General features: G+C 51.1%; 20 protein-coding genes. 15 read left to right on the top strand and 5 right to left on the bottom strand.

Annotation, left to right across the window (positions count from 1 at the left end):
- Positions 1-58 precede the first annotated feature (58 nt).
- The 8 genes from VV089_RS16375 to VV089_RS16340 all read left to right on the top strand — a co-directional run bounded on the left by VV089_RS16375 (position 59) and on the right by VV089_RS16340 (position 10379).
- A complete protein-coding gene (locus tag VV089_RS16375; RefSeq protein ID WP_334336638.1) occupies positions 59-3547 on the top strand; it encodes a DNA polymerase III subunit alpha in 3489 nt (1162 codons plus the stop codon).
- Positions 3548-3657: 110 nt separating this feature from the next.
- Positions 3658-4635 carry a 6-phosphofructokinase gene (pfkA, locus tag VV089_RS16370; protein WP_334336637.1) on the top strand — a complete coding sequence of 326 codons (978 nt, stop codon included), beginning with the start codon at positions 3658-3660 and terminating at the stop codon, positions 4633-4635.
- Positions 4636-4652: 17 nt separating this feature from the next.
- Positions 4653-5426 (top strand): TrmH family RNA methyltransferase, encoded by a 774-nt coding sequence (locus tag VV089_RS16365; protein WP_334336636.1) that lies wholly within the window; start codon positions 4653-4655, stop codon positions 5424-5426.
- 279 nt (positions 5427-5705) lie between these two features.
- Positions 5706-6746 carry a cell wall hydrolase gene (locus VV089_RS16360; RefSeq protein ID WP_334336635.1) on the top strand — a complete coding sequence of 347 codons (1041 nt, stop codon included), beginning with the start codon at positions 5706-5708 and terminating at the stop codon, positions 6744-6746.
- A gap of 203 nt (positions 6747-6949) precedes the next feature.
- A complete protein-coding gene (locus VV089_RS16355) occupies positions 6950-7636 on the top strand; it encodes a response regulator transcription factor (protein ID WP_334336634.1) in 687 nt (228 codons plus the stop codon).
- A 102-nt stretch (positions 7637-7738) separates the two neighbouring features.
- A complete protein-coding gene (locus tag VV089_RS16350; RefSeq protein ID WP_334336633.1) occupies positions 7739-8653 on the top strand; it encodes an ABC transporter ATP-binding protein in 915 nt (304 codons plus the stop codon).
- Positions 8646-9470, top strand: coding sequence for an ABC transporter permease subunit (locus VV089_RS16345; RefSeq protein ID WP_334336632.1), 825 nt, complete (start codon positions 8646-8648; stop codon positions 9468-9470). Before VV089_RS16350 ends, VV089_RS16345 begins: the two co-directional genes overlap by 8 nt.
- A gap of 24 nt (positions 9471-9494) precedes the next feature.
- Positions 9495-10379, top strand: coding sequence for a sensor histidine kinase (locus VV089_RS16340; RefSeq protein ID WP_334336630.1), 885 nt, complete (start codon positions 9495-9497; stop codon positions 10377-10379).
- Positions 10380-10464: 85 nt separating this feature from the next.
- Here VV089_RS16340 and VV089_RS16335 read toward each other — a convergent pair whose 3' ends face one another.
- Both VV089_RS16335 and VV089_RS16330 read right to left on the bottom strand, forming a co-directional pair.
- Positions 10465-11403: a carbohydrate kinase family protein gene (locus VV089_RS16335; protein ID WP_334336629.1), complete on the bottom strand. Its 939-nt coding sequence runs from the start codon at positions 11401-11403 to the stop codon at positions 10465-10467.
- Positions 11404-11534: 131 nt separating this feature from the next.
- Positions 11535-12983: an alanine/glycine:cation symporter family protein gene (locus tag VV089_RS16330; protein ID WP_334336628.1), complete on the bottom strand. Its 1449-nt coding sequence runs from the start codon at positions 12981-12983 to the stop codon at positions 11535-11537.
- Between the two features lie 208 nt (positions 12984-13191).
- Here VV089_RS16330 and VV089_RS16325 point away from each other — a divergent pair, with 208 nt between their 5' ends.
- The 7 genes from VV089_RS16325 to VV089_RS16295 all read left to right on the top strand — a co-directional run bounded on the left by VV089_RS16325 (position 13192) and on the right by VV089_RS16295 (position 21438).
- Positions 13192-14478 carry a 4Fe-4S dicluster domain-containing protein gene (locus tag VV089_RS16325; protein WP_334336627.1) on the top strand — a complete coding sequence of 429 codons (1287 nt, stop codon included), beginning with the start codon at positions 13192-13194 and terminating at the stop codon, positions 14476-14478.
- A gap of 322 nt (positions 14479-14800) precedes the next feature.
- Positions 14801-15469: a hypothetical protein gene (locus VV089_RS16320; RefSeq protein WP_334336626.1), complete on the top strand. Its 669-nt coding sequence runs from the start codon at positions 14801-14803 to the stop codon at positions 15467-15469.
- A gap of 199 nt (positions 15470-15668) precedes the next feature.
- Positions 15669-16853, top strand: a complete 1185-nt coding sequence (locus VV089_RS16315; RefSeq protein WP_334336625.1) for a dicarboxylate/amino acid:cation symporter — start codon at positions 15669-15671, stop codon at positions 16851-16853.
- A gap of 291 nt (positions 16854-17144) precedes the next feature.
- Positions 17145-17639 carry a sigma-70 family RNA polymerase sigma factor gene (locus VV089_RS16310; RefSeq protein ID WP_334336624.1) on the top strand — a complete coding sequence of 165 codons (495 nt, stop codon included), beginning with the start codon at positions 17145-17147 and terminating at the stop codon, positions 17637-17639.
- Positions 17629-18543 carry a DUF3298 and DUF4163 domain-containing protein gene (locus VV089_RS16305; RefSeq protein WP_334336623.1) on the top strand — a complete coding sequence of 305 codons (915 nt, stop codon included), beginning with the start codon at positions 17629-17631 and terminating at the stop codon, positions 18541-18543. Before VV089_RS16310 ends, VV089_RS16305 begins: the two co-directional genes overlap by 11 nt.
- 410 nt (positions 18544-18953) lie before the next feature.
- Positions 18954-19334: a BlaI/MecI/CopY family transcriptional regulator gene (locus VV089_RS16300; RefSeq protein ID WP_172543428.1), complete on the top strand. Its 381-nt coding sequence runs from the start codon at positions 18954-18956 to the stop codon at positions 19332-19334.
- Complete coding sequence (locus VV089_RS16295) at positions 19318-21438, top strand: M56 family metallopeptidase (protein WP_334336622.1); 2121 nt, start codon at positions 19318-19320, stop codon at positions 21436-21438. Before VV089_RS16300 ends, VV089_RS16295 begins: the two co-directional genes overlap by 17 nt.
- Positions 21439-21594: 156 nt before the next feature.
- On the opposite strand, the gene VV089_RS16290 is transcribed toward VV089_RS16295, so the two are convergent.
- The 3 genes from VV089_RS16290 to VV089_RS16280 form a co-directional block, all read right to left on the bottom strand.
- The gene (locus tag VV089_RS16290; RefSeq protein ID WP_334336621.1) at positions 21595-23148 is read right to left on the bottom strand and encodes a hydantoinase/oxoprolinase family protein; all 1554 of its coding nucleotides are present in this window, start codon (positions 23146-23148) and stop codon (positions 21595-21597) included.
- Positions 23148-24242, bottom strand: a complete 1095-nt coding sequence (locus VV089_RS16285) for a DUF917 domain-containing protein (RefSeq protein WP_334336620.1) — start codon at positions 24240-24242, stop codon at positions 23148-23150. Before VV089_RS16285 ends, VV089_RS16290 begins: the two co-directional genes overlap by 1 nt.
- Positions 24243-24390: 148 nt before the next feature.
- Entirely contained in the window at positions 24391-25992 is a 1602-nt protein-coding gene (locus tag VV089_RS16280) for a PucR family transcriptional regulator (RefSeq protein WP_334336619.1), read from the bottom strand.
- Between the last annotated feature and the right edge of the window lies 1 nt (position 25993).

The raw sequence follows: 25993 nt of genomic DNA, 5'->3' as shown, positions 1-25993 counted from the left end.
CCAGCTTTCTGCGTCAGATTTTTCATTCGCAGCTGCCATTTACCTACGGAGGAAGAGAATGTCATTTGTACACCTGCACACCCACACGGAATACAGCCTCTTAGACGGTTCCAATAAAATCAAAGAATATGCAGCCAGAGTAAAAGAGCTAGGCATGGAAGCCGCCGCCATCACCGATCACGGCGCCATGTTCGGCGTTATCGATTTTTACCGGGCGGCCCGTGCGGAAGGCATCAAGCCCATCCTGGGCTGCGAGGTCTATGTAGCGCCCAACTCTCGTTTCGATAAAGAACTCACCGGAGGAGAAGACCGCTACTACCATCTGGTTCTCCTGGCCGAGACCAACGAGGGCTACGCCAACCTGGTCAAAATCGTATCCAAGGGCTATGTGGAGGGCTTTTATTACCGTCCCCGTGTAGACATGGAGGTATTGGAGCAGTACCACAAAGGCATTATTGCCCTGAGCGCCTGTCTGGCCGGAGAGGTGCAGCGTTATATTGTAAAAGGACTCTACGACGAGGCCAGGAAAACAGCGCTCAAATATGAGGGAATCTTCGGGAAGGGTAATTATTTCCTGGAGCTCCAGGATCATGGAATCCCCGAGCAGAAAACAGTAAACCAGGCTCTTCTGCGCATGAGCCGGGAGCTTGAGATCCCCTTAGCAGCCACTAACGATATCCACTATACCAACGCCGAGGACGCAAAGCCCCACGATATCCTCCTCTGTATCCAGACAGCCAAAAAGCTCCAGGACGAGGACCGGATGCGCTACGAGGGCGGCCAGTACTACGTAAAGTCCCCGGAGGAAATGGAGGCTCTGTTCCCTTACGCAAAGGAAGCCCTGGAGAATACGGGAAAAATAGCCGAGCGCTGCAACGTAGAGATTGAATTCGGCGTCACAAAGCTTCCCAAATTCGACGTGCCGGAGGGCTATACCTCCTGGGAATACCTCAATAAAATCTGCTTTGAGGGATTAAAAGAACGCTATCCCAACGACGACGGAACGAGAAAAGAGCGGCTGGAATACGAGCTTGGCGTGATCAAGCGAATGGGCTATGTGGACTACTTCCTTATTGTATGGGACTTTATCAAATATGCCCGTGATCACGGCATTGCCGTAGGCCCCGGCCGGGGATCCGCAGCGGGCAGCATTGTCTCCTATGTAATGCATATCACCAACATCGATCCTATGGCCTACCAGCTTCTGTTTGAGCGGTTTCTGAACCCGGAGCGTGTGTCCATGCCGGATATCGACATTGATTTTTGTTACGAACGGAGGCAGGAAGTCATTGACTACGTAGTAAGAAAATACGGCAAGGATCGGGTGGCCCAGATTGTAACCTTCGGAACCATGGCTGCCCGGGGCGTGATCCGGGATGTGGGCCGCGTGATGGATCTGCCCTATGCCTTTGTAGATTCCATTGCCAAAATGATTCCGGCTGAGCCTGGAAGAACCGTGACCTTAAAGGATGCCTTGAAGATGAATCCCGAGTTCCGGGACAGCTATGAGAAGGATCCCCAGGTTCACGAGCTGGTGGATATGTCCATGCGTCTGGAGGGCCTGCCCCGCCACACCTCCATGCATGCCGCCGGCGTAGTCATCTGCCAAAAGGCGGCGGACGAGTATGTACCCCTGTCAAGAGCTACCGACGGATCCATCACCACCCAGTTCACCATGACAACCTTAGAGGAGCTGGGCCTTTTGAAAATGGATTTCCTGGGACTGCGGACATTGACCGTGATCCAGGACGCGGCCAGGCTTGCGGAAAAAAGCTCTCACATTCACCTGAATATGGATGAGATTAATTATGATGACAAGGCCGTATTTGCCTCCATCGGAAGCGGAAAGACCGACGGCATCTTTCAGCTTGAGAGCGCAGGCATGAAAAGCTTTATGAAGGAGTTGAAACCGAAGAATCTGGAGGATGTCATAGCCGGGATTGCCCTCTACCGTCCCGGCCCCATGGACTTTATTCCCCAGTATATCCGGGGCAAGGATCACCCGGAAACCATCTCCTACGACTGTCCGGAGCTGGAAGAGATTCTGGAGCCCACCTATGGCTGCATCGTCTACCAGGAGCAGGTAATGCAGATCGTACAGCGGCTGGCCGGATATACTCTGGGAAGAAGCGATCTGGTGCGCCGGGCCATGTCCAAGAAAAAGGCTTCCGTTATGGAAAAAGAACGGCAGAACTTTGTCTACGGCAATCCAGAAGAGGGAGTGCCCGGCTGCATCAGCAAGGGGATTCCGGAAAAGACCGCGCACAAAATCTTTGACGAAATGACGGATTTTGCAAAATATGCCTTCAACAAGTCCCACGCCGTGGTGTACGCCGTGGTGGCCTATCAGACTGCCTACCTCAAATACTACTATCCGGTGGAATTTATGGCCGCCCTTATGACCTCCTGCATTGAAAATCCGGGAAAGGTATCCGAGTATATCTTAACCTGCCGCCAGATGGACATTCCCATTCTGCCGCCGGATATCAACGAAGGAGAGGCCGCATTTTCCATATCCGGCAAGTCTATCCGTTACGGCCTGTCAGCAATCAAGAGCATTGGCCGGCCCGTGGTGGAGTGCATTGTGGCGGAGCGGAAGCTGGGGGGAGCCTTTAAGAGCCTGACGGACTTTATCGAGCGGATGTCCGGAAAAGAGGTCAACAAGAAAACCCTGGAAAATCTCATAAAGGCGGGAGCCCTGGACAGCCTGGGAGGAAACCGCCAGCAGTATATGATGGCCTATGCAGGTATTATGGAAAGCGTGGCTCAGAGCCGCAAGAACACTATGACAGGGCAGATGAGCCTTTTTGACCTGGTGGACGAGGAGGAAAAGGAGCACTTTAAGATTCAGCTTCCCAAGGTGGAGGAGTACAAAAAGGAGCTTGTCCTGTCTTTTGAAAAGGAGGTTCTGGGCGTCTACATCAGCGGACATCCCCTGGAGGAGTATGAGGAACGCTGGCGGAAAAACATTACGGCAGTAACTATGGATTTCCAGCTGGACGAGGAAACCAACAAAAGCCGGGTACGGGACGGGGAGCTGGTGATTATCGGCGGCATGATTACCGGGAAAACCATTAAGTATACGAAAAATAACCGGGTAATGGCCTTTCTGCAGATCGAGGATCTGGTGGGAACCGTGGAAGTGATTGTATTTCCGAATATTTATGAGCGCAATTCGGGAATGCTGACAGAGGAGGCCAAGGTATTTGTCAGCGGCCATGTAAACGGGGAGGAGGACAAGGCCAGCAAGCTTATCTGCGACCGCATTTTCTCCTTTGACGAGGGAAAGAGGGAGCTGTGGATACAGTTTGCGGATCAGGCGGCCTGCATGGAACAAGAAGCGGAGCTTCTTAGGCTCATCCATGACAGCGACGGCAGCGACCCGGTGGTTCTTTACGCGGCGGCGGAGCGCAGCACAAAGCGCCTGGGAGCCGGAAAGACGGTTTTGGCAGAGGGGGAACTCCTTGCAAGGCTTCGGCAGCGTTTCGGCTCAGATAATGTAAAAGTTGTGGAGAAACGTATTGAAAAGCTGAGAAGAATGCATTAAAATAACAAAGAGATACAGTCAGAGCCGCGCTGCCGCCCGTGCCCGGGCAGAAATAGGACGGTTACAGACTGACAGATGAGATATGCGGCAATATATGGGGAGGAGTAGACATGACAAAAGAAATTAACACCATCGGAGTATTAACAAGCGGCGGCGATGCCCCGGGAATGAATGCGGCGATTCGTGCAGTTGTCAGAAAAGCCATTGCCAACGGAAAGAAGGTCAAGGGAATCCGGAAAGGGTATTCGGGCCTGCTCAATGAAGAAATCATCGATATGACAGCCAACAATGTGTCCAATACCATTGAGCGCGGAGGCACCATTCTGTTTACAGCCCGCTGCAAGGAATTTATGACAAAAGAAGGCCAGGAGCGCGGGGCAGAGATTTGTAATAAACATGGAATTGACGGAATCGTAGTCATCGGCGGAGACGGCTCCTTCAAAGGCGCCCAGGCGCTGGCGAATCTGGGAATTAACACCGTAGGCGTGCCGGGCACCATCGACCTGGATATCTCCTGTACCGAGTACACCATCGGCTTTGACACAGCAGTTAATACGGCTATGGAAGCCATTGATAAAGTTCGCGATACCTCCACCTCCCATGAGCGGTGCAGCATCATCGAGGTAATGGGAAGAAATGCCGGCTACATCGCGCTCTGGTGCGGCATTGCCAACGGCGCAGAGGATATTCTGATTCCGGAGAATTACGATTATGACGAGCAGGAGATTATCAACAATATCATTGCCAACCGCAAGCGCGGCAAGAAGCATCACATTATCGTAAATGCCGAGGGCGTGGGACATTCTACCAGTATGGCCCGCAGGATTGAGGCGGCCACGGGCATTGAGACGAGAGCCACCATATTAGGCCACATGCAGAGAGGCGGAAATCCCACCTGTAAGGATCGCGTGTATGCATCCATGATGGGGGCCATGGCGGCGGATCTCCTCTGCGCCGGAAAGACCAACCGGGTAGTGGGCTATCAGCACGGCCGGTTCCAGGATTTCGATATCAACGAGGCGCTGGCTATGGACAAGGGAATCGATCCCTATCAGTATGAGATTGCCCAGGCGCTTTCCAAGCATTAGACCAAGGGAATTACATTATGATAACGAGCACGGCGAACCAGCAGGTAAAGCAGCTGATTCAGTTAAATAAGAAAGGAAAGCTTCGGAACGCCCAGGACGTCTTTGTAGTAGAAGGACCCAGGATGTTCCGGGAGGCTCCCGGGGATCGGATCGAGAAGATCTATCTGTCGGAGACGTATTTCAAAAGCCGGTGGAAGGAAAAAGAGGCCGAAGCTCCCTGGGAGGTGGTCCAGGACAGCGTATTCAAGGCTATGTGCGACACCCAGACCCCTCAGGGAATCCTCTGCCTGGTAAAACAGTACCACTATTCCCTGTCGGATCTTCTGAAAAAAGAGAATCCCCTGCTGCTCGTTCTGGAAAATATTCAGGACCCGGGGAATTTGGGCACCATGATGCGCACGGCAGAGGGAGCCGGGGCGGACGGCGTCATCCTAAGTCCAGGCTGTGCGGATATGTATAATCCCAAAACCATTCGTTCCACCATGGGATCCGTGTACCGAGTCCCCTTTTTTCAGACGGGGAATCTGAAAGAAACCATGGGGCAGCTTCGGGAGCGGGGCGTGAATACCTTTGCCGCTTACCTGGACGGAGCAAAAGGCTACGACAGACCGGACTACCGGAAGGGGACTGCATTTCTTCTGGGAAATGAAGGGAACGGTCTTACCCAGGAGGCGGCTTTAAGTGCCGATACCTGCATCCGGATTCCCATGGAGGGAAAGCTGGAGTCCTTAAATGTGTCGGCGGCCTCTGCAGTTCTGCTGTATGAAGCTCACCGTCAGAGAAATTTATAAGTTTGTTACAGGGGCTGTTTTGTATGCTGATTTGTCCTGTCATGGGAATATCCGTATGCAAAGCCCCACTTTTTTTGTGTTTTTTGCCAAAAATATTCCCACAGCCACCACTTTTGTGTTTATACCCTTGACAAGTGCCCTGCTTCCTGCTAAAATGACAGCGTAACAAAATTGTAATATTTGCGATCATATTTGTAATATAATCACCGGAAAGAGGCGGCAGAAAGCCGGACATTCCGGGCAGAATGTAACATGCAGATATTACACAGGGAGGTTCTTATGAGAGCAATCAGCAGAAAGCTGCCGGTTTTACTAGGCCTGTTACTGATTTGGGCCACGGCGTCCGGATTCGAGGGAATCGAGGAGCTGGATGTGGAGACAACGGCCGGCATTGAGTCTGTGATGGACGATTTAACAGGAGAAGATTTTGAAAAACTGCAGATTGAGGAAGAATGGGAAGAAAAAGTACTTGCAAATGTGGAAGATTATGTGACGGTACGCTCAGAGCCCAATGCGGAATCCACCGCTCTGGGACGGATGTTTAAGGGCGACGGCGGCGAAGTGGTAGAGCGTCTGGAGGGCTGGACGAGGGTACAGTCCGGCAATGTAGACGGCTATGTGAACAACGAATATCTGCTGTTTGGATACGATGCCTATGAGCAGGCCCAGGAGGAGGTTACCTTGACGGCAACATCCCTGACAGGCGGACTGCGTATCCGTTCCGAGGCCAGCACTGAGGGAAAGATTCTGAAGAATGTAGGCGAGGGAACGAAGCTTGACGTGGTAGCCGGCGAGGAGACCGAAGGAGCCGAGTGGATTCACATTCAGTATGCAGAGGAAAAGACCGGCTATGTATCGGCAGAGTACGTCAGCGTGGAATTTGAGCTGGGTTCAGCCATGACCATGGACGAGATTAAGAAAAAAGAGGCCGAGGAAAAGCGTGAGAAGCTGAAACAGCAGCGGGATTCCTTTAAGGCAAACGGCAATGAGGTTACGCTCCTGGCGGCCCTTATCCAGGCAGAAGGCGGCAACCAGCCTTATGACGGCCAGGTAGCCATCGGCGCAGTGGTTATGAACCGGGTGAAGAGTCCCCGGTATCCCAACACCATTGCAGATGTTATCTATGCGCCGGGACAGTTCGGCCCGGTAAGCAACGGAACCATGATGCAGTATATCGGAAGCCCCAAGGCAAGCTGCATGCAGGCAGCCCAGGAGGCCATCAACGGTTACACTACCATTGGAAGCTACACCCATTTCAGACGGGCAGGCTCAGAGGTGGGCTCGGACAGTATTGTGATTGGAAGCCATGTATTTTATTAAGAAAGAATAAGAAGCTGCGGAGAGATTGATTCTCCGCAGTTTTTTGCATGGCGGAAAATGAGAAAGAGGAGAACGGTTGAGAAGTAAACGGATCTGCCGTATAATGATTTCAGGCAGAATGCTTTGAAAAGCGCACTCTGCAGGCATTCTGTTCATACAGATCTATTGGGGATACCCTCAGTGAAAGGAATCGAATTTATCTTATGAAAAGCATTGCAGTGATTGATGATGATATTTATATCGGCGATATGATGGAGGAAGTCTTGAAGAAGGAAGGCTATGAGGTTCTTCGGGCTTATTCAGGCACAGAAGCGGTTTATCTACTGAAGGAGCACAGACCGGATCTTGTTCTCCTGGATCTCATGCTGCCCGGTTTGTCAGGAGAACAGGTTCTTCCCCTTATACGGGGAATCCCGGTGATTGTGGTCAGCGCCAGGGCAGATGTGGGAGACAAGGTCAAACTGCTTCGGGAGGGCGCTGCAGACTATATTACCAAACCCTTTGATACAAGAGAGATGCTGGCCCGCATCGATGTGCAGCTTCGCGCGGCGGCTTCCCTGGGAAGCAGTGAAGGCCTTGTTTTCCGGGAGCTTAGGCTGGATACGGCCAGCCGGGGCTTAAGCGTACAGGGGAAGGCCGTAAGGCTTACAAGAACAGAATATGCCATCCTAAAGCTTTTGATGCAGAATCCGAAGCATGTTTTAACAAAAGCTGTTTTGTTGGAGCGGATAAGCACGGACACGCCGGACTGTACAGAAAGCTCCTTGAAAATCCATGTGAGCAATCTGCGGAAAAAGCTTCGGGAGGCAGGCAAAGAGGACTATATCGAGGCTGTGTGGGGAATCGGATATAAAATGAAGGAAGAGGAGGAAATCTTTACTGTTTCTTAACCTTTTTCTTTACGGCTTTCTTAACCTTCTTTTGCTAAAGTGCAGGTATGAGAAGTGCGGCACTGTTAATCACATTATGGACTTAGAATAGGAGGCAGCAATTTGGAGTATTGTTTGACAGCAGAAGGATTGAGTAAGCATTACCGGCATTTTAAGGCTTTAGAGGGACTTTCCATCCACGTCCCCAAAGGATCCGTTTATGGCCTGGTAGGAAGAAACGGCGCAGGCAAGACGACGCTCATCCGCCTGATATGCGGGCTGCAGAGCCCCACATCCGGCGAATACATTTTATACGGAAAACGAAACACGGAAAAGGGGATCACAGAAGCACGCCGCCGGATGGGGGCCGTAGTGGAAACGCCCTCCATATATTCGGACATGACTGCAGAGGAAAACATCCGGCAGCAGTATCAGATCCTGGGAATCCCCTCCTTTGACGGGATTCGGGAGCTTCTGGAACTGGTGGGTTTAGAGGATGTGGGAAAGAAAAAAGCCAAAAACTTTTCCCTCGGCATGCGTCAGCGTCTGGGAATCGCCGTGGCTCTGGCAGGAGATCCGGACTTTCTCATTCTGGACGAGCCGGCGAACGGCCTGGATCCGGAGGGAATCATAGAAATGCGGGAGCTTATTCTGCGTCTCAACCGAGAGCGTCAGATCACCGTCCTGATATCCAGTCATATCCTGGATGAATTGTCCAGGCTTGCAACCCATTACGGCTTTCTGGATCAGGGCCGCATGGTAAAGGAATTAAGTGCACAAGAACTGGAGTCTGCCTGCCAGAAATGCGTCCGGCTTCGAATTTCGGACACAAAGGCACTGTCACAGGCATTGGAGAGAGTGGGATTGGAATACAAGATCCGAAGCCATGAGGAGGCCGATGTATACGGGGAGGTCAATCTGTCACAGTTGATTCTGGATCTTGCAAAGGAGGACTGTCAGGTGTTCGGTATCCAGGAGCACAACGAAAGTCTGGAGAGTTATTTTATGGGTCTGGTAGGAGGTGGAGAGCATGAATAAGCTGTTTTGGGCGAACCTGAACCGCCTGCACCGGGACAAAAGCTTTTTGTTTGGATGTATCCTGATGGCAGGTATGAGCATATATTTTCCCATTCTTTACTATGTGGAACAGGGAGAGAAAGCAAATCCGAACAATTATTTCTGGAACTTTAACCTTGTAATCGGAGTGATTGCGGCCGTCTGCTGCAGCATGTATCTGGGTACGGAATACAGCGACCGAACCATGCGTAATAAACTGATAGCAGGACATACGAGAAAAGACATTTATTTATCCAATTTAATCATCGGTACCCTTGCCTGCTTTTTTGCGGTGGCAGTATATATAGCGGCGGAGAGTCTTGTGGGGATTCCACTAAACGGAAATGTCCGGATGGATCCGTGGGAGCTGGCGGTCCGGTTTCTGGTAAGCGGACTTATGATTTTGGCCTATGTCTCCATTTTCACAATGATCAGTATGCTGAACCAGAACAAGGCTTCCGGGGCTGTGGCCAATATCCTCCTGTTTTTCGCTCTGCTGGTGTTGGCCTTTGTTGTTAAAGCAAGGCTGACGGAGCCGGAATTTCTCACAAACGACTATATCTTAAATGAATTAGGGGAGATGACACAGAAGGAACCCATGCCAAATCCACGGTATCTTCAAGGAACCGCACGTGCCGTTTATGAGTTTCTGTATGATTTTCTTCCCACGGGGCAGATGATTCAGATGTGCAGCCAGGTATTCATATGGTGGCAGCGGATGGCGTTGTGCAATGTGGGGATTACGGCTGTGACTACGGGGATTGGGATGTATTTGTTTGGGAAAAAAGATATTCGGTAGTTTAAAAGGACATGGATGGAAAAAATGATTTGTATGGAAATATTGTGTCTGGTGCTGTTGGCGGTCTGCCTGCTGCTTTTATGGAAAATACACCTTTTGCGTAAAGGGGCAAAAGAAATACGCAGAGAATTTGAACAGAAGCTTTCGGAGGATACCAATACGCCCATTGTGATTTCCACCCGGGACTTATGTATGCGTCAGTTAGCAGAGGGAATAAACCGTCAGCTTAAGCTTCTGAACCGGGAACGCCATCGGTTTTGGCAGGGAGATCGGGAGCTTAAGGAAGCGATCACCAACATTTCCCATGATCTGCGGACACCTCTGACGGCCATATCCGGGTATCTTGATCTGCTGGATCAGGAGGAGCACACCCCGACGGCAAGGCGGTATCTGGAAATGATCCGCAGCCGGACCAATGCCCTTGGTGACTTGACGGAGGAGCTGTTCACTTATTCCGTCATAACCTCCCAGGAGGAGAATGCGGGGGAGTACCTGTCACTGAATCGTGTATTGGAGGAAAGCCTGGCCTTTTACTACGGGGCCTTTGTGCAGCATAAGATAACACCCGAGATCTCCATTCCGGGGGAAAAGGCAGAGCGATTTCTCGATCGTTCTGCCCTTATGCGGATCTTTGGAAATATTATCAGCAATGTGCTGAAATACAGTGACGGAGATTTGTCCGTGGTGATGAAGCCCGACGGGACCATTATCTTTGCAAATAAAGCGGCGGGTCTCACGCCGGTTCTGGCCGGACGGCTTTTTGACCGCTTTTACACGGTGGAAACCGGCAGCCATTCCACGGGTCTTGGCCTGGCAATCGCAAAACAGCTGTGCGAGCACATGGGCGGCAGTATCCGGGCGGACTGCCGGGAAGGGAAGCTGCTTATTACGCTGTATTTTCCGGAATAAAAATGGTAGAAAGACTTTTCTTATAAAGTTGTCTCTGCCAATGCAGATCATATGCAGGAGTGCCCGGTGGAGAGGTATCAAAGCATCAGCCGTTTTCCAGGAAACGTTCCATAACCTGCGAAAGAGATCGCACACCTGTGCAGGCACCCAGGGACTCCACGGCCAGGGAGGCGGTTATATTGGCAAAGCGTCCGCAGTCCTCCAGATCCATATGCTCCGAGAGGGCATAGAGAAATCCGGCGGCAAAGTTATCCCCGGCTCCCGTGGTATCAATGCATCTCGTGTGGGGATAAGCGGGAATCATAAACCTCTGCTTTTTTGTCTTAATAAAACATCCGTCTTTTCCCATCTTAATTACCATACAGGACACGCCGCAGTCCAAAAAGGCATCGGCGATCTCATCCGGTTCCGAAAGGCCCGACACAGCCTTTGCCTCCTCATAGTTGGGAAATAGATAATCCAGATATTGAAGGGCTTCCTGGATATCCGGGAGCCGTTCATTATTTTTACAGCGTGTCATATCAGCGCAGAGAATACAGCCCTGTTCCCTAGCGGAGCGGAACAGGGAAACCATAGCCGGGACGTCAAAACGGGGAGACACAAAGATGCTGGCAAAGCACAGAATAGGAGCTTTTTTTAAAGCATCCATATGGACGTCCTCAAGAGCAAGCCTACGCAGGGAACCGTTCCGGTTGGTGATAAAGGAACGCTCAGCCTTTGGATCTACCAGGACAATATTGATCCCGGTGTCCAGATCCGGTTCGATCACCGCATCCTCCGTAGAAACGCCGTTTTCCCAGAAATAATTCAAAAGGAGCTGTCCGCTCAGATCCCCTCCGAGCTTGGTGATAAGGTTCACAGCCTTTCCTAGGCGTGCAAGAGTGACCGCTTCGTTGGCAGCATCTCCGCCGGGTGTAAGGGTGACTTGGTCTGCCGGACAGGAGCGGTCTGATAGGTTCTCTTTGGAAATGGGCTGTGCCAGAACATCCAGAATGGCGGCGCCGATGATGGTGATGTCGTACATGGGGTATCTCCTTTGCAGGTTGAAATAAATCCTTATAGGTGCTTTGGGTTCCTAATATCCTTAGGCTTGTAAAGCCGCAGATTAATTATTAAGATTATAGCATTTCCTGATAAGGCGGACAATGTCTTGTATTATGAAATATTTGACTTCTTACGTAAAGGCACGGGAGTATTGTCCTTTTCATCCAGGTGCTTCAGGTAATACCGTGTATCCCTGCCAATGGTATCGGACAGCAGCAGAACCGCCAGAAGATTGGGAACTGCCATCAGCGCATTGAGGGTGTCTGAGATGCTCCACACCAGTTCCAGGCGGATGACCGGCGCAAAGACAAGAACCAGAATCCAGAGAAAACGGTAAGGAAACAGGGATATTTTCCCAAACAGATATTCCAGGCAGCGTTCCCCGTAGTAGGACCACCCCAGTATGGTGGCATAGGCAAAGGTAATAATGCCGAAGATCAGAATGGGCCTGCCGATATAGGGAATCTGGGAAAAGGCGGCGGTTGTCAGCTCGCCTCCGGAAAGTGTCTCCCAGGCAGCGTTCCCTCCGCGCAGGATGCTGCTCACCAGAACCAGCCCGGTGATAAGGCAGACGACAACCGTGTCCCAGAAGGTAGCCGTGGAAGCAATCAGAGCCTGGCGGACGGGATTGCGTGTACGGGCAGCCGCGGCGATAATGGGAGCCGAACCCATTCCGGCTTCATTGGTAAAAAGCCCCCGTGCAATGCCGTAACGGGCCGCGAGCATCATACCGGAACCTGCCAGCCCTCCGCCTACAGCTTTGGCGCTTCCGAAGGCAGAGGAGAGAATTAAGTAGATGCTTTCGAAAAGAAAGCTGCGATTCAAAACCAGGATCACACAGCAGCCGCCCAGATAGGAGAAAGCCATAAAAGGCACAAGCCGTTCGCAGACCTTGGCAATAGAGCGGACGCCGCCCAGAATCACCAGACAGGTAATAAGTCCTGTTACAAGGCCCACAGCAAGACAGACGGCATCAGGCCGAACCGCCAGAAGCCGTGTGAGAGAGGTGGAGCTTCCCTCCAAAGCGGAGCGGACGGAGGAATCTATGATTACGGCAATGGCATTGACCTGAACTCCGCAGCCGATGCCAAAGGAGGTGAGAACGCCGAAGCAGGCAAAGAGGATGGCCCAAAAGCGCATTCCCAGGCCTCGTTCCAGAGCGTACATAGCGCCTCCGAGCATGGTACCGTCCTTGGTGCGCACCCGGTATTTTACGGCAATAAGAGATTCGGCATAGGTGGTAGCGATGCCAAAGACTCCGGTCAGCCAGCACCAGAATACGGCCCCTGGGCCGCCCAGGGCAATGGCTGTTCCCACGCCGATGATATTGCCGGTTCCCAAAGTGGAGGCAAGAGAGGTGGAAAGGGCTGCAAAGGGACTGATATCGCCGTCGGAATCCGGGTCTTTTGTGAGGGAAAGCCGGATAGCCAGCGGTGTTTTGCGCTGGATAAAGCCCGTTTTCCAGGTCATAAAAAGATGGGTGCCGAAGAGAAGCACAATCATGGGCATGCCCCAGAGGTATTGGTTGACGGTTTCGATGAATGAAGTGAGTGTGGTCATGGGCAGATCCTTATTTGGGGGGATTATTAGAATTATATGTGGGGGCGGGATAGGAATTGCTGGAATTTGTCTGTAAAAGAGAGTATAATAAAAAAATCTGCAAAGCTCTGTCTATAGTGATATATTTTGCAGCTGTGTGCAGTCTCACTACCGAATAAGCGGAAACAGATACCAAATTGAATAGAAAAAGGAAAGGCGAGGAAAAGATATGGGACATCTAGCAAGCAGAGACGCCTATAAGAATCTGGAAGACCGTATCAACTGGTTCACCCAGGGTGCGCCGGTATCGGATACCCTGTACAAGATTCTCCAGGTGCTCTACACGGAAAAAGAAGCCAAATGGGTAGCCCTGCTGCCCGTGCGCCCCTTTACGGCCAAAAAAGCTGCCCGGATCTGGGGCACCAGCGAGGCAAAGGCGGAGAAGTTTCTCACCCATCTGTGCGAGAAAGCCTTGCTGGTAGATTCTTACCACAACGGCGTGCGCAAATTCGTGATGCCGCCCCCCATGGCCGGTTTTATTGAGTTTGCCCTTATGCGCACCAGAGGCGATATCGATCAGAAATATTTAAGTGAATTATATTACCAGTATATGAATGTAGAGGAGGATTTTGTAAAGGATCTCTTCTTTGTCACAGAGACCCGTCTGGGCCGTGTGTTTGTCCAGGAGCCGGTGCTGACGAATGCAAATACCCTGCACATTCTGGATCACGAGAGGGCCAGTCATATTGTGGAGGAGGCTGAGTATATCGGCCTCGGCACCTGCTACTGCCGCCACAAAATGCTTCACGCAGGCCAGCCCTGCGAGATAGATGCGCCTCTGGACGTGTGCCTCACCTTTGGAAATGTGGCCCGTTCCCTGGCGGAGCACGGCGGCTATGCAAGGCTGATTGACAAGGCGGAGGCTATGGATGCCCTGGAGCGTTCCTATGCCCATAACCTGGTTCAGATTGGGGAAAATGTCCGGGAGGATCCGGCTTTTATCTGTAACTGCTGCGGCTGCTGCTGCGAAGCCCTGCAGGCGGCCCGGAAGTTTGCGCCCATGCAGCCGGTGGCAACCACCAATTATATTCCCAAGGTGGACAAGGAGACTTGCATAGGCTGTGGGAAATGCGCAAAGGCCTGTCCGATTTTTGCCATTTCCTTGGAGGAAGGGGAAAACGGGAAAAAGAAGGCATCGGTGAATGAGGAGATCTGCTTAGGCTGCGGTGTCTGTGCCGGGAACTGTCCAACGAAGGCGATTGAGCTGAAGCGCAGGCCGGTACAGGTGATTACGCCGGTGAACAGCACCCATCGTTTTGTTCTGCAGGCGATTGAGAAGGGAACCCTGCAGAACCTGGTTTTTGATAATCAGGCTTTTGCCAATCACAGGGCTATGGCTGCGGTATTTGCGGCGATTCTGAAGCTTCCGCCAGTGAAGCAGGCCCTGGCCAGCCGGCAGTTTAAGTCGGTTTATCTGGATAAGCTGTTATCCAGCCAGATGAATAAAAAGGATTGATAAGGGGCTTCGCCGGGAAAAGGCCGGAAGAATTACCGGTTTTCATAAAGAAGGGGATGTCGGGAAATAAGGCAGAAGACTTTTCCGATATCCCCTTTTTTTATGAAAGAGCTGCCTTTTCAATACGGCACTGGTGTTTCTTTGTCTTTTTATCATAATTTACGGCTACCAGCAAAACCTGTTTAAAGAAACAAAGAAAGAATAGAAATCAAAAAACTTACCAAAAAAAGATATACCATCAAATAGTATTGCGTAAAAGCAGCAGGATATACTATATATTGTTACTCAGAAACTGCAATACCTGTTATGGAGGAATTTTGTTATGAAAAGACAAATCTTGTTTTTGACGGCAGCGCTGACGGCCGCAGTGCTTGCCGGCTGCAGTACGACAGATAACGCCGGAAATGAGAACCAGAATGGATCTTCCGGATCCGTTGTGGAGAATGTGGTGCCCAATCACGGAAATACCCAGCAAGATACAGAAAACAACAATCAAAACACAAGCTCCGGTACAAGCCAGAATGAAGGGGAAGGCCAAGACTATAAAATGGGAGTGGGCATCGTATCGCGTCTTAAGAGAGCCCAGAACGCCGAAGACACGGACGGTTCTGCAGAGATCAATACCGTAGTGGCGGCAGTTACCGTGGACGGAGAGGATCGCATTATAAACTGTATCATTGATAAGGTGGAGAATAAGCTTTCCATTTCCAACACAGGCTCTATCGGCTCTGTGGCCAACACGGAGTATCCCACCACAAAGGAGCTTGGGGACAGCTACGGCATGAAGGGAGCTTCCCCTATTGGAAAAGAGTGGAACGAGCAGATTGCTTCCTTTGAGCAGTACGTCATCGGAAAAACCGTTGAGGAGGTAAACGGGATCGAAACCGACGATCAAGGCTATGCCCAGGAAAATGATTTGACCAGCTCGGTTACCATTTCTATCAGCGACCTTCAGGCAGCCATCACCAAGGCTGTTGAGAATGCCCGGTAAATGCCGGATTATTTTTACTTGTGATAAACAGTTTTTTCCTTTATAATAAAAAAGTGTAGAAAACGGGGCTGCTGCAAAATAAGCCATCAGCCCCGTTTACACAAAACCCAGAAATGCATATGATAATAGAGAGACAATTCTGCTGCTGTTCGTGGAAGGAACTGCAGCAGCATACTTCAAAGAACAGAGGGGGAAAGTTATGCAGAAATTTTTTAAGAGCCTTCCATTTAAACTGCTGGTAGGCGTAATCGCAGGCATTGTGATTGGCCTTGCAGCAAATGAAACGGTAATGAACGTGGTGGTGACGGTCAAGCAGGTTCTCGGACAGCTTATTACCTTCTGCGTGCCGCTGATTGTCATCGGTTTTATCGCGCCGTCTATCACCAAGCTGGGCAACAATGCGTCCCGGATGCTTGGAGTGGCCCTGGTACTGGCTTATGTGTCTTCCATCGGGGCGGCGCTTGCTTCTATGGCTGTGGGCTTTGGTATGATACCGCACCTTTCTATCGTAACGGACGTTGAGGGCTTGAAGGAGCTGCCGGCTGTTTTGTTTGAACTGGAGATTCCGCCGGTGATGTCTGTGATGAGCGCTCTGGCCTTCTCCCTTCTGACAGGCCTTGGCGTCACCTGGACAAAATCCCGTCAGTTGGAAACTATCTTGAATGAATTTCAAGCGGTGGTTCTGGCTATTGTAACCAAGGTAGTTATTCCGATTCTGCCCTTTTTCATTGCTTCCACTTTTTGCGGCCTGGCCTATGAGGGGAGCATCACCAAGCAGTTTCCGGTATTTATCAAGGTGATTTTGATTGTGATAGCAGGCCATTTTCTGTGGATGATTCTCCTCTATGCACTGGCAGGGGCTTATTCCGGAAAGAATCCGGCGGAGGTGGTAAAGCACTACGGCCCGGCGTACATTACTGCAGTGGGAACCATGTCCTCGGCCGCAACTTTGGCGGTTGCTCTGCGCTGTGCCAAGAAGTCTTCCGTTCTGCGCCAGGATATGGTGGACTTTGGAATACCGCTTTTTGCCAATATCCATCTCTGCGGCTCCGTGCTTACAGAAGTATTTTTCGTGATGACGGTTTCCCAGATTCTTTATGGAAAACTGCCTTCCCTGGGAACAATGGTCTTGTTCTGTCTGCTTCTGGGCGTATTTGCCATTGGAGCGCCCGGGGTGCCGGGAGGAACGGTGATGGCCTCCCTGGGACTGATTACGGGAATCCTGCTCTTTGACGGGACAGGAACGGCGCTGATGCTGACGATATTTGCCCTTCAGGACAGTTTCGGAACTGCCTGCAATGTGACAGGAGACGGAGCGCTGACCCTGATGCTGACGGGGTATGTAGAGAAGCATCATATTAAGGCGGAGGAGACCAAGCTGTAAAGAATCATATGGAATGTTTTGGGGCTGCCGTAAAGCAGACTGTCCGATTAGAACCCTTAAGACAGTCTGCTCTGCGGCGGCCCTTTTTGGTTATTGGGAAATATTTTAAAAAAATAGGTATCTTTTAAAACCTTTTCAAAGGCGGCGCCGTCTAATAGTTACAAAGAAACAGCAGCAGCTTGCCTGGTGCACAGATTCATTTACAGATGCAGGCTTTTACATTCGAAAATGGAGCTCCGGCCGAGTGTGCCAAGAGAACTGCTGCGGAACATTAAATAGGGAGAGAGAAAGATGCGAGCAGAGGCATTACAAAAGAAAGTGGAGGAGATGGTTTTGGATTCCTACGAAGCCATGTACCGCCTTGCATACACCTACGTGCGCAACGAGGAGGATGCCCTGGACATCGTTCAGGAGAGCGTATACAAAGCCATCAAGCATTCGTCATCCGTTAAGCAGGACGGTTATATCAAAACCTGGCTTTGGCGTATCGTGATGAACACCGCCCTTGATTTTATCCGAAAAAATCAGAAGGAGATAGCCGTTGACGCCTTTTTTGAAAATGGAAAAGAGGACAGCTACCAGGATTTTGATACCATAGAAGCCTTGAAGGTTTTGACGGAAAAGGAAAAAACAGTTGTGGTGCTCCGGTTTTTCGAGGATCAGAAGCTGAGTGAGATTGCGAGAGTCCTCAATGAAAATACCAATACGGTAAAGACTATTTTATACCGGAGTCTTAGGAAGCTGAAGCTGGAGCTGACGGAAGGAGAGCTGGGCTATGAGGGATAAAAAATTAGAGGAAATGAGACAGGATTACGAAAATGTGAAAATACCGGCACAACTGCGAGAGAGAGTAGAGGCAGGCATCCGGCAGGCAAAGGAGGAGACGCAGATGAAAAAGAAATCAAAGGTAATGGTGTACACAGGCAGAGTTTTGGGAGGCGCTGCTGCGGCAATGCTGGTGATTACGGTAATGGCTAATTCCGGAGCGGCCATTGCCTACGCTATGGCAAAGATTCCGGTGATCGGCGCCATTGCGGAGGTGGTCACGTTCCGGGAGTACGAAAGCTCCGAAAACAACATGGAGGCCGACATCAAGATTCCAGAGGTCAGCGTGAAAAACGAGGACGGTACGGTGAATGAGGAAACGACTCAGAAGATCAATAAGAGCATCCAGGAATACACGGATGAGATTATTGCGCAATATGAGGCGGATGTGAAGGCGGCAGGAGAGAATGAAGGACATCTGGATGTGAAGCTTGATTACTCTGTGATTACGGACAGCGACCGGCTGTTTTCCATCCGCTTTGACCAGCTTCTGGTGATGGCAAGCGGTACGCAGATGGTGAAGATCTACCATATTGATAAGCAGACAGGGGAGATGATTGACCTGGGCGGCTTATTCAAGGAGGGTGCAGACTATGTAACTGCTGTCTCTGAAAATATCAAGAAGCAGATGAAGGAGCGGATGGCCGCTGACGAGTCCCTGGTGTATTGGGTGGACAACGAAGACATGGCGGAATGGAATTTTGAATCCATAAAGGAGGATAACACTTTTTATGTAAATGAAAACGGAAAGCTGACTATCGTATTTGACGAGTACGAGGTGGCGCCCGGTTATATGGGAAGCGTGGAATTTGAGATTCCCACAGAGATTGTGCAGGATTTGGTGCAGGAAGGGTTTTTGAAATAAGGAATTGATTGCTGTTAGGGGGGTGTGGTTCAGAGGGTCAGCAGCGGCGCAGGCCGGCAGACTTTTCCATATCTGTGTTCGGACGGTTCTCGTACACACTGTCTGCTCTGTACGGACATTGCTTGTTTGGTTTTGTGACCGGATTGTTTTTGGGCAATGTTCGTCCATATCAGACAGTGTGTACGCGAACAGCCGGACACTTGATATTGGAAAAGTCTGCCGGCCTGCGCCGCTGCTGACCCTCTGAACGGATTTAGGCTGTGGGAGTGATTGGGGAAAATGTTTTTGAAAGGGGTTGACAAATGAGGTTTATAAGTATAAACTTAAAACAAATGGAAGGTTTATTATAATAAACCTTTCGTGGGAGAAGGATAAAGAATTAAATGTTCAAAACGAAAAGGGGGATATTTATGGATTATCATATTAATGAGAGTGAATACCGGCTGATGGATATTCTTTGGGATGTGCAGCCGATTAATTCTATGGAACTTGTTGGTTTATGCAGGGAACAGCTGGGGTGGAAAAAGTCTACCACTTATACGGTTTTGCGCAATCTGGGAGAAAAACAGATTCTTCGGAATGAGAATGCGGTGGTGCAGGCTCTGGTGTCCCGGGGGGAGATCCAGAGGCAGGAAAGCAGGGACTTTTTGAAGAAAAAATTCCGCGGAAGCCTTCCTGCTTTTATCGCAGCTTTTCTTCAGGAGGAAAAGCTGACAAAAAAGGAGGCCGAGGAGCTTCAGGAATTGATAAACCAGGCGTCGGAAGGAGGAGGCAATGATTCTGTTTTTTAACCAATTACTTCAAAACAGTCTTACCGCAGTTGTGCTGATTCTGGCGATTCTCCTGTTTCGAAAGCTTACAGGCGACTTGTCGAAATTGTATGTTCATATTTTATGGCTGATAACTATGCTGGTGCTTGTTCTTCCGCCTGTTCCACTGGGGTCTCTGCAGACTGCGCGCAGCCTCCTTCCGGAGACGGAGTTTGCATTTTCCGGAAAGCAGCCGGGTATCGTACAGAAGCCGGGGACGGAAATGTTCGCAGGAGCGCAGGTACAAAATAAAGCTGCAGAAGTGCCTGACGGCGGTGAAGCCCAGGATATGGGAGATGTCTCGGAAGAACTGTTCCGCCGGGGACGGGGAGTCCAGACAGCATCCGGCTCTTTTGAACCCGGCTTTGCGGAAGTACTTCTAATCCTCTGGGCGTCCGGAGCGGTCACGCTGACAATCTTAACCTTAGCGGAGTGGCTGCATCTGAAGAAAAGAACGGCCTTGGCCATTCGGATTCGAAAGGATGTGTGGAGCACAGCGCAAATATCCACGCCCTTTGTCATGCCGGGGCTGCCCTCCAGGATCTATATCCCTCGGGGATTGGAAAAGGAGGCGGAGCAGCTGGAAGACATTTTAAAGCATGAGCGCAGACATATCCGCAACCGCGACCCCTGGATCAAATGCGTTGCTGTTCTGGTTTTGATTCTGCACTGGTTCAATCCTTTTGTGTGGCTGGCTTTCCGGCTGATGAACCGTGATATGGAGATGTACTGCGACGAATGTGTTCTCCGGGGCAGGAGCATAGCGGAAAAAAAGCATTATGCCCAGACACTTCTGGAGTTCGCTTGTAAAAGCAGAGGAATTTCGCTTGCCGTCTGCTTTGGAGAGAGCAATACAAAAAAGAGGATTCTGCATATACTCAATACAAAGCGTCCCCATGCGGCAGTAAGCCTTTTGCTCCTCTTAATGATCAGCGGATGCGGCCTGTCTTTTCTGGCCACAGGTGAAAAAGAGCCGGAGAGAGCGGCTGCAGGGACACAGAAGGAAGAGAGTCTTTCTGAAACCTTGCCTGGCGGCGATGGGGAAAACGAGAAGGAAAACAGCACAGAGTCCGAAGGGGAAGAAGTAAACTGGACCGAAGAACGTATAGTAGGTTCCGGACAGAAGGATACAGAGCAGAGATTCGATGAAACAGAAATGAGTGTAATGGGCGAGACAGAGCATTTTACTCTTTACGGAATCCATGAAGGAGAATCCATGGCAGTCCAGACACCAGACGGGCTGGTGTATGCAGAAGTTCCGCTTATATCCAACTACGACGTTGGGCCGCAGATACTGGAGCAGGACTTTGACGACGACGGCAGAGAAGAGCTTGCCATCATCACCTACGTACTCCATGGTACAGGGATATCCATACGCTCCCTCTTTATGACAGACAAAGATTCGGCCGGAACATGGAATATCTATCACCTTCTGGAAGAAGATTATATACAGGAATTAACATCACATTTTACCACGCAATACACAGAGGAAGGCGTAAGACTGATATTCAACGGAGCACCCGTCGGAATCCCGGAACAAGTGGATCAGGAAGAACTGGACAATGAATACGCTTACTATGCCGGATCCCAGATAAATTTCCGTTTTGTAGAGGGGAAAATATATCTTCGGGCAGGTTTGGCCGGCTATTCCAACATCAATTTTTCCGGCAGCTACATTGGCCATCAGCTGGAAGCCGAATTACATTACGCAGGAGAAGGAAAATGGCAGTTCCTATCTGTAAATTATGCAGATGCCGGAATCACAGAACTCATTGAATATGCAGTTCCCCAATACCTGGCAGGCCAGACAAGCGAAGTCAACGAACACTGCACCGCCCCAGGTACACAGCTATCTGATTTCGGAGAACCACAGGAAATAACCATCCTCTCCATCCTCTGTCCAGCCGAAGACCTGGCAGCCGGCGAAACCGAAGCCTACGTAACCATCCGCCGCGCCGGCGAAGACGCCCTAGACTACTTACACGTCCCCTTAAAAAGAATCCCCTCAGAAGAGCCCGAATCCAGCCAGGAAACCACAGACAAATACAACTGGCGGATAGCAGGCGAGATCTACATGGAGCGATAACCAATCACAAAAAATTCAAGAAAAACAATACAACAACCCACTAAAAGCAGAGCTCTATGGCCCTCCCCCATCAAGCGGAGGATTTGAAAACCCATTTACACAAACAGGGGCTGATGGCTTATTTTCCAGCAGCCCCGTCCGTTGCTCCAAAGCGCCCTATTTCAAATCCCCCGCCGCCTTCACCCTCACCCGGTTCGTATTCCCCGGATAATACTGCAGCGGCACATCCTCCACATCAATAATCTCCACCGTCTCCCGTACAGCTCCAGCCTCCACAGCCAGCTCTGCCGCCTCAGCCTTAGCCTCTTCCAGCGCCTTCTCCCGGGGCGTAACCAGATAATCCACCAGCTTCTCATAATTCCCTGAAACCTTTGAAACAGCCGACCCAATAGCATTCGCCACCCCGCCGGCCTCCGGCTTCGCCACAGTCCGCGCGCCTGCAAGCTTCTCCGGCAGAATAATAGACCCGCCCCCCACAAGAATCAGATCCACATCTTCACTGGAAACCTTCATAGCATCGATACTATCCTCCACAAGCTCGGTGAGAGCCTCCAAGGCCTTCCGGGCAAAAGTCTCACTCAGATGCGCAACCTTCGCCTTATCGCCAAGGTCTGCAAGCCCCAGCCGAACCGCAATATCCGTAGCAGTACATACCCCGCCGCCAAATACAAGGGCCTTATCCGTAATCTGAAATCCAACCGAATCGGGCCCTACCGTCACCCGTCCGTCCTCATGCTCCCGGACAATAGAGCCGCCGCCCAGACCAATGGAAATCACATCCGGCATCCGGAAATTCGTGCGCACACCGCCGATGGTAACTGCTACGCCTGATTCCCTGGGGAATCCGTTCTGAATTACCCCCAGATCCGTCGTCGTGCCGCCCACATCCACTACAACCGCATTTTTAAGCTGGCTTAAGTAGCATGCGCCCCGGATCGAATTTGTCGGTCCGCAGGCAATGGTCAGAATGGGATAACGTCTTGCGTACTCCATGGTCATAAGCGTTCCGTCATTCTGGGAAAGGTAAATATCTGCATTTGTAACGCCCTCATCTGCAAGGCTCCTGGCAAAGCCCTCCGTAAAGGATTCCGCCACATGATAAAGCGCCGCATTTAAAATAGTAGCATTTTCCCGTTCTATCAGTCCCATAGAACCGATTTCGCTGGAAATGGACACATGGACGTCCGCCCCCATGACTTCTTTGCAGAGCTTGGCCGCCTCCAGCTCATGGTCATTGCGCACGGTAGAAAATACGCAGGAAACAGCAATGGATTTAACCCCTTTTTCCTTAAGGCCAAGGAAAAAAGTCCTGGCTGCCCCGGCGTCAAAGGGAGCCAGCTCCTTGCCGTCGTACTCAAAACCGCCTCCGACCATGGCAGTATCCACGGCAATGGCCTTCAAATCCTCCGCCCAGTCCACCATAGGAGGAATACCAAGGGAAGCCGGTGCGCCAATGCGCAGGATGCCGATAGAGGCAAGCCCTTTGCGCTCTACAATGGCATTGGTACACTGGGTAGTTCCCAGCATGGCCTGTCCAATCTGGGAACGGTCAACGCCGGATTCCTTGAGGACAGCACGCACAGCCGCCAGAATACCGGTGTACACATCCTTTGTTGTGTGCTGCTTTACACTGGCTGCCACGCGGAGATCTTCGTCAATCAGAACCGCATCCGTATTGGTGCCGCCTACGTCAATACCAAGTTTATACATTACGCATTTCCTCCTTTACAGCGCTCCTCAAGCGGGATATAGTCCGTATCAATACCAAAATACCGGGGGCCCACAAGCTTCAGTCCCTCCGGCGTGCGCCAGAGAGGATAACAGGGAAGCCCCGCCACCATCACACGTTTTCCGTATTTCAAAGCGTCCGTGGGAACAGGCTGAAAGGTCTCGGTGTCCACCAGACAAATGAGATCCGGCGTGGTGGCAAGGATCTCTTCCTCTACGGCAGCCGTCAGATTTTCATTTTGAAATTCCACGTAGGCAGATTTGCCTTTGTAATCACCGATTCCATCAAGGAGAACCTTGCCGAAATTAAAGCCGGCCCGAACCTCCCGGAGCACGTCGCAAATCTTGCCTTTAAAGAGCCGGAAGCCCTCGGTAATATGCAAAAACTCTTCCTCAGGCGTGCGCTGGGAAGCCTCCTTCACACGGCGGATGGCGGAGCCTAAGATCTGGCTGCGTGTCACAATCCCTTTCACGGCATACTGCTTCATAAAGGCTCCATCCATAGAAAAGAGAGACACCGATACGGATCCACCGCAGGCCATGGTCACTGCCCGGGCCAGCTCCTCCGTCCATTTATTTGTAATGGTGCGGAAGATACAGGAATTGCCCTTTTCATCTACAAGAGCCATAGGCGTGGCAGAGCCGCCCCCGATGGTAAAGGTCACCATCTGAAGCTCCGGGAAAGCCCGTCCCATACCGTCGCAGTCCACCAGCGGAAGCCCGAGCCGGGCCGCCGCTGCAATGGGAAGCATAGAGTTCACGCCGCCGGCTTCAATGGGCATAAAAGCGTAGATGGGTTTCCCGTAAAAGGTAGAAACCGTATCATAAAGGGTCTGATATTCCGCTCCGCCGATAGCCTTCTCCGACAGAACCGTGGGCGCGCCCATCATGGCAATGGGCACCACCAGGGCATCGTCGGGCACTTCCTCCGGATCCAGTAATGTAACAGGGCCGCATTCCTTCACGGCGCCTATGGCAACCAGCTTTCCCACATAAGGATCGCCGCCTCCTCCCGCGCCCAGAAGCGCCGCTCCCAGGGCAATGTCTTCAATCTCTGCAATTCCAATTTTCCGCAACTTATGATACCTCCATTCCAGTTTTGCAATTCAAATAAAGCTATTAAGGATTATACGTCCCGGGCATCACTGGGATAAAGAGAAAAAGAGACAAAAAAACCGGCTGTCATTTGTCCAAAAGGACAAAGACAACCGATGAAATGCAAACCTATCTGGAATCCAAAAGACGGTTCAGAGCAGCAGCCTGGTAAAGGGAGAAGAGCTCCGGAACCTTGTCAAGCGGATACCCCAGCAGCTCCCGGATGCGGTTTAACCTATATTTTACCGTATTTTTGTGAAGAAAGAGCAGATCGGCACAGGCGGAAACACTGCTTCCGGCGTCCAGTAAAAACACTTCCAGAGTTTTAAGAAGCGCATTGTCCTCGCGCACATACTTGAAGGTGTCTAAGGGGATAAGGGCCTTTGTCAGAGCAGCTTCGCTTTCGGATAGGATTTTCCGGCAATCCGCTGCAAATTCCAGCTCCTGCAGGGTATAACAGCTGTGAGAGGGCCAGATTTTCCGTATAGTTTCAATCACTTCCTGGTGCAGCAGGAAGGTACGGCGCACATCCGAGGTACTGTTAAGGGGATAGCAGCGCGTCAGCGACAAGGAAAAGCCTAGGCCTTCCAGCCGGGCTGCCAAATCCTGTGAAACCAGAATCCGATCTGGGGAATGCTCGATCCAATCCATAAAAGCAGCAATCCGCCCCTCATACAGATCTGCCACCACCGTATGGCAGTAGTGCTTCAGATGCTCCCGGATAAGGGGAAGACCCTCCCGGCGGAAGCGTTCCAACTGGTCTTCTTCACAGTGGAGAATCCACATTTCATGGATATCCGCCACATTGATGTGGAAGATATTAGCGAGCTGCCGCATTTTCATAGGCTCATCCTGCAAAATGGCGCGGATTAATTCGTGAATTGCCACCTCTCCCGACTTCTGTCCCCAGAGATTGACGCCAAGGCGCACCACGTCCGTAAGCTGCGTAAGCACATCACTGTCTGGCTGAAGTCCTTCCCGGAGAACCAGAAGTTCAAGTCCGGGGCCCCGATCGTTTCCGATGGAGAAACGGTAAAGGCGGCTGTCCGGAAGAATATCACAGGCGAGGGACTGCTGATCGCCGGGCAGAGCATTCAGCCCTTCAATGCCCTTTTTAATGGAGGCCTCCGCGCTCCGGGGCCAGGCGGCCAGGTTCTGGATTTTGAGAGAACTGTCACAGAGGATAAGGGAGGCAGAAATGCGGTCGCTGAGCATCTTTAAGATGGTGTTCACAGACTGCTGATGCTGGGGAAGGGCAGAGACACACTCCAGAATCTCCGAAACCAGGAAGGGGTTGCAGGCCCGATCCCGGAAAATAAGCGCTGTTACATCACTGATGGCTTCTCCGTAGCGCAGGGTCACGTCCCCTTCCGGCATCACAATCAGCACAAAATCCATTTCATCTGCAAGAGAAACCAGCCGGGGATCGATTTTTTTCAGATATACCCCTACATAGTAGAGGATAAGCCCCACTTCACCGCCCTCGGCCAGGCGTTTCATGTTAATATACTGGCGCTCCACATCCTCTGTCATATTTAAAAAGCCGGTGATCACAATCTCGCTGCCGAAATATTCCCCTTGGGGAAATACTTCGTCTATCAGCACGCCGGGGTCTGTGGATTCCAGGACAGTGATAGACGAGACAATCCGTGAAAGACCCTTGTGCCCGGCAATCACCTTCGCCTGGCGCAGAGAGGGCAGCTTTAGCAAATCCGCAACTGTTACACTCATG

The sequence above is a fragment of the Candidatus Merdisoma sp. JLR.KK011 genome (assembly GCF_036941125.1).
In the GTDB taxonomy this organism is placed as follows: domain Bacteria; phylum Bacillota; class Clostridia; order Lachnospirales; family Lachnospiraceae; genus Laedolimicola.
This window is presented reverse-complemented; position numbering and strand designations above follow the sequence as displayed.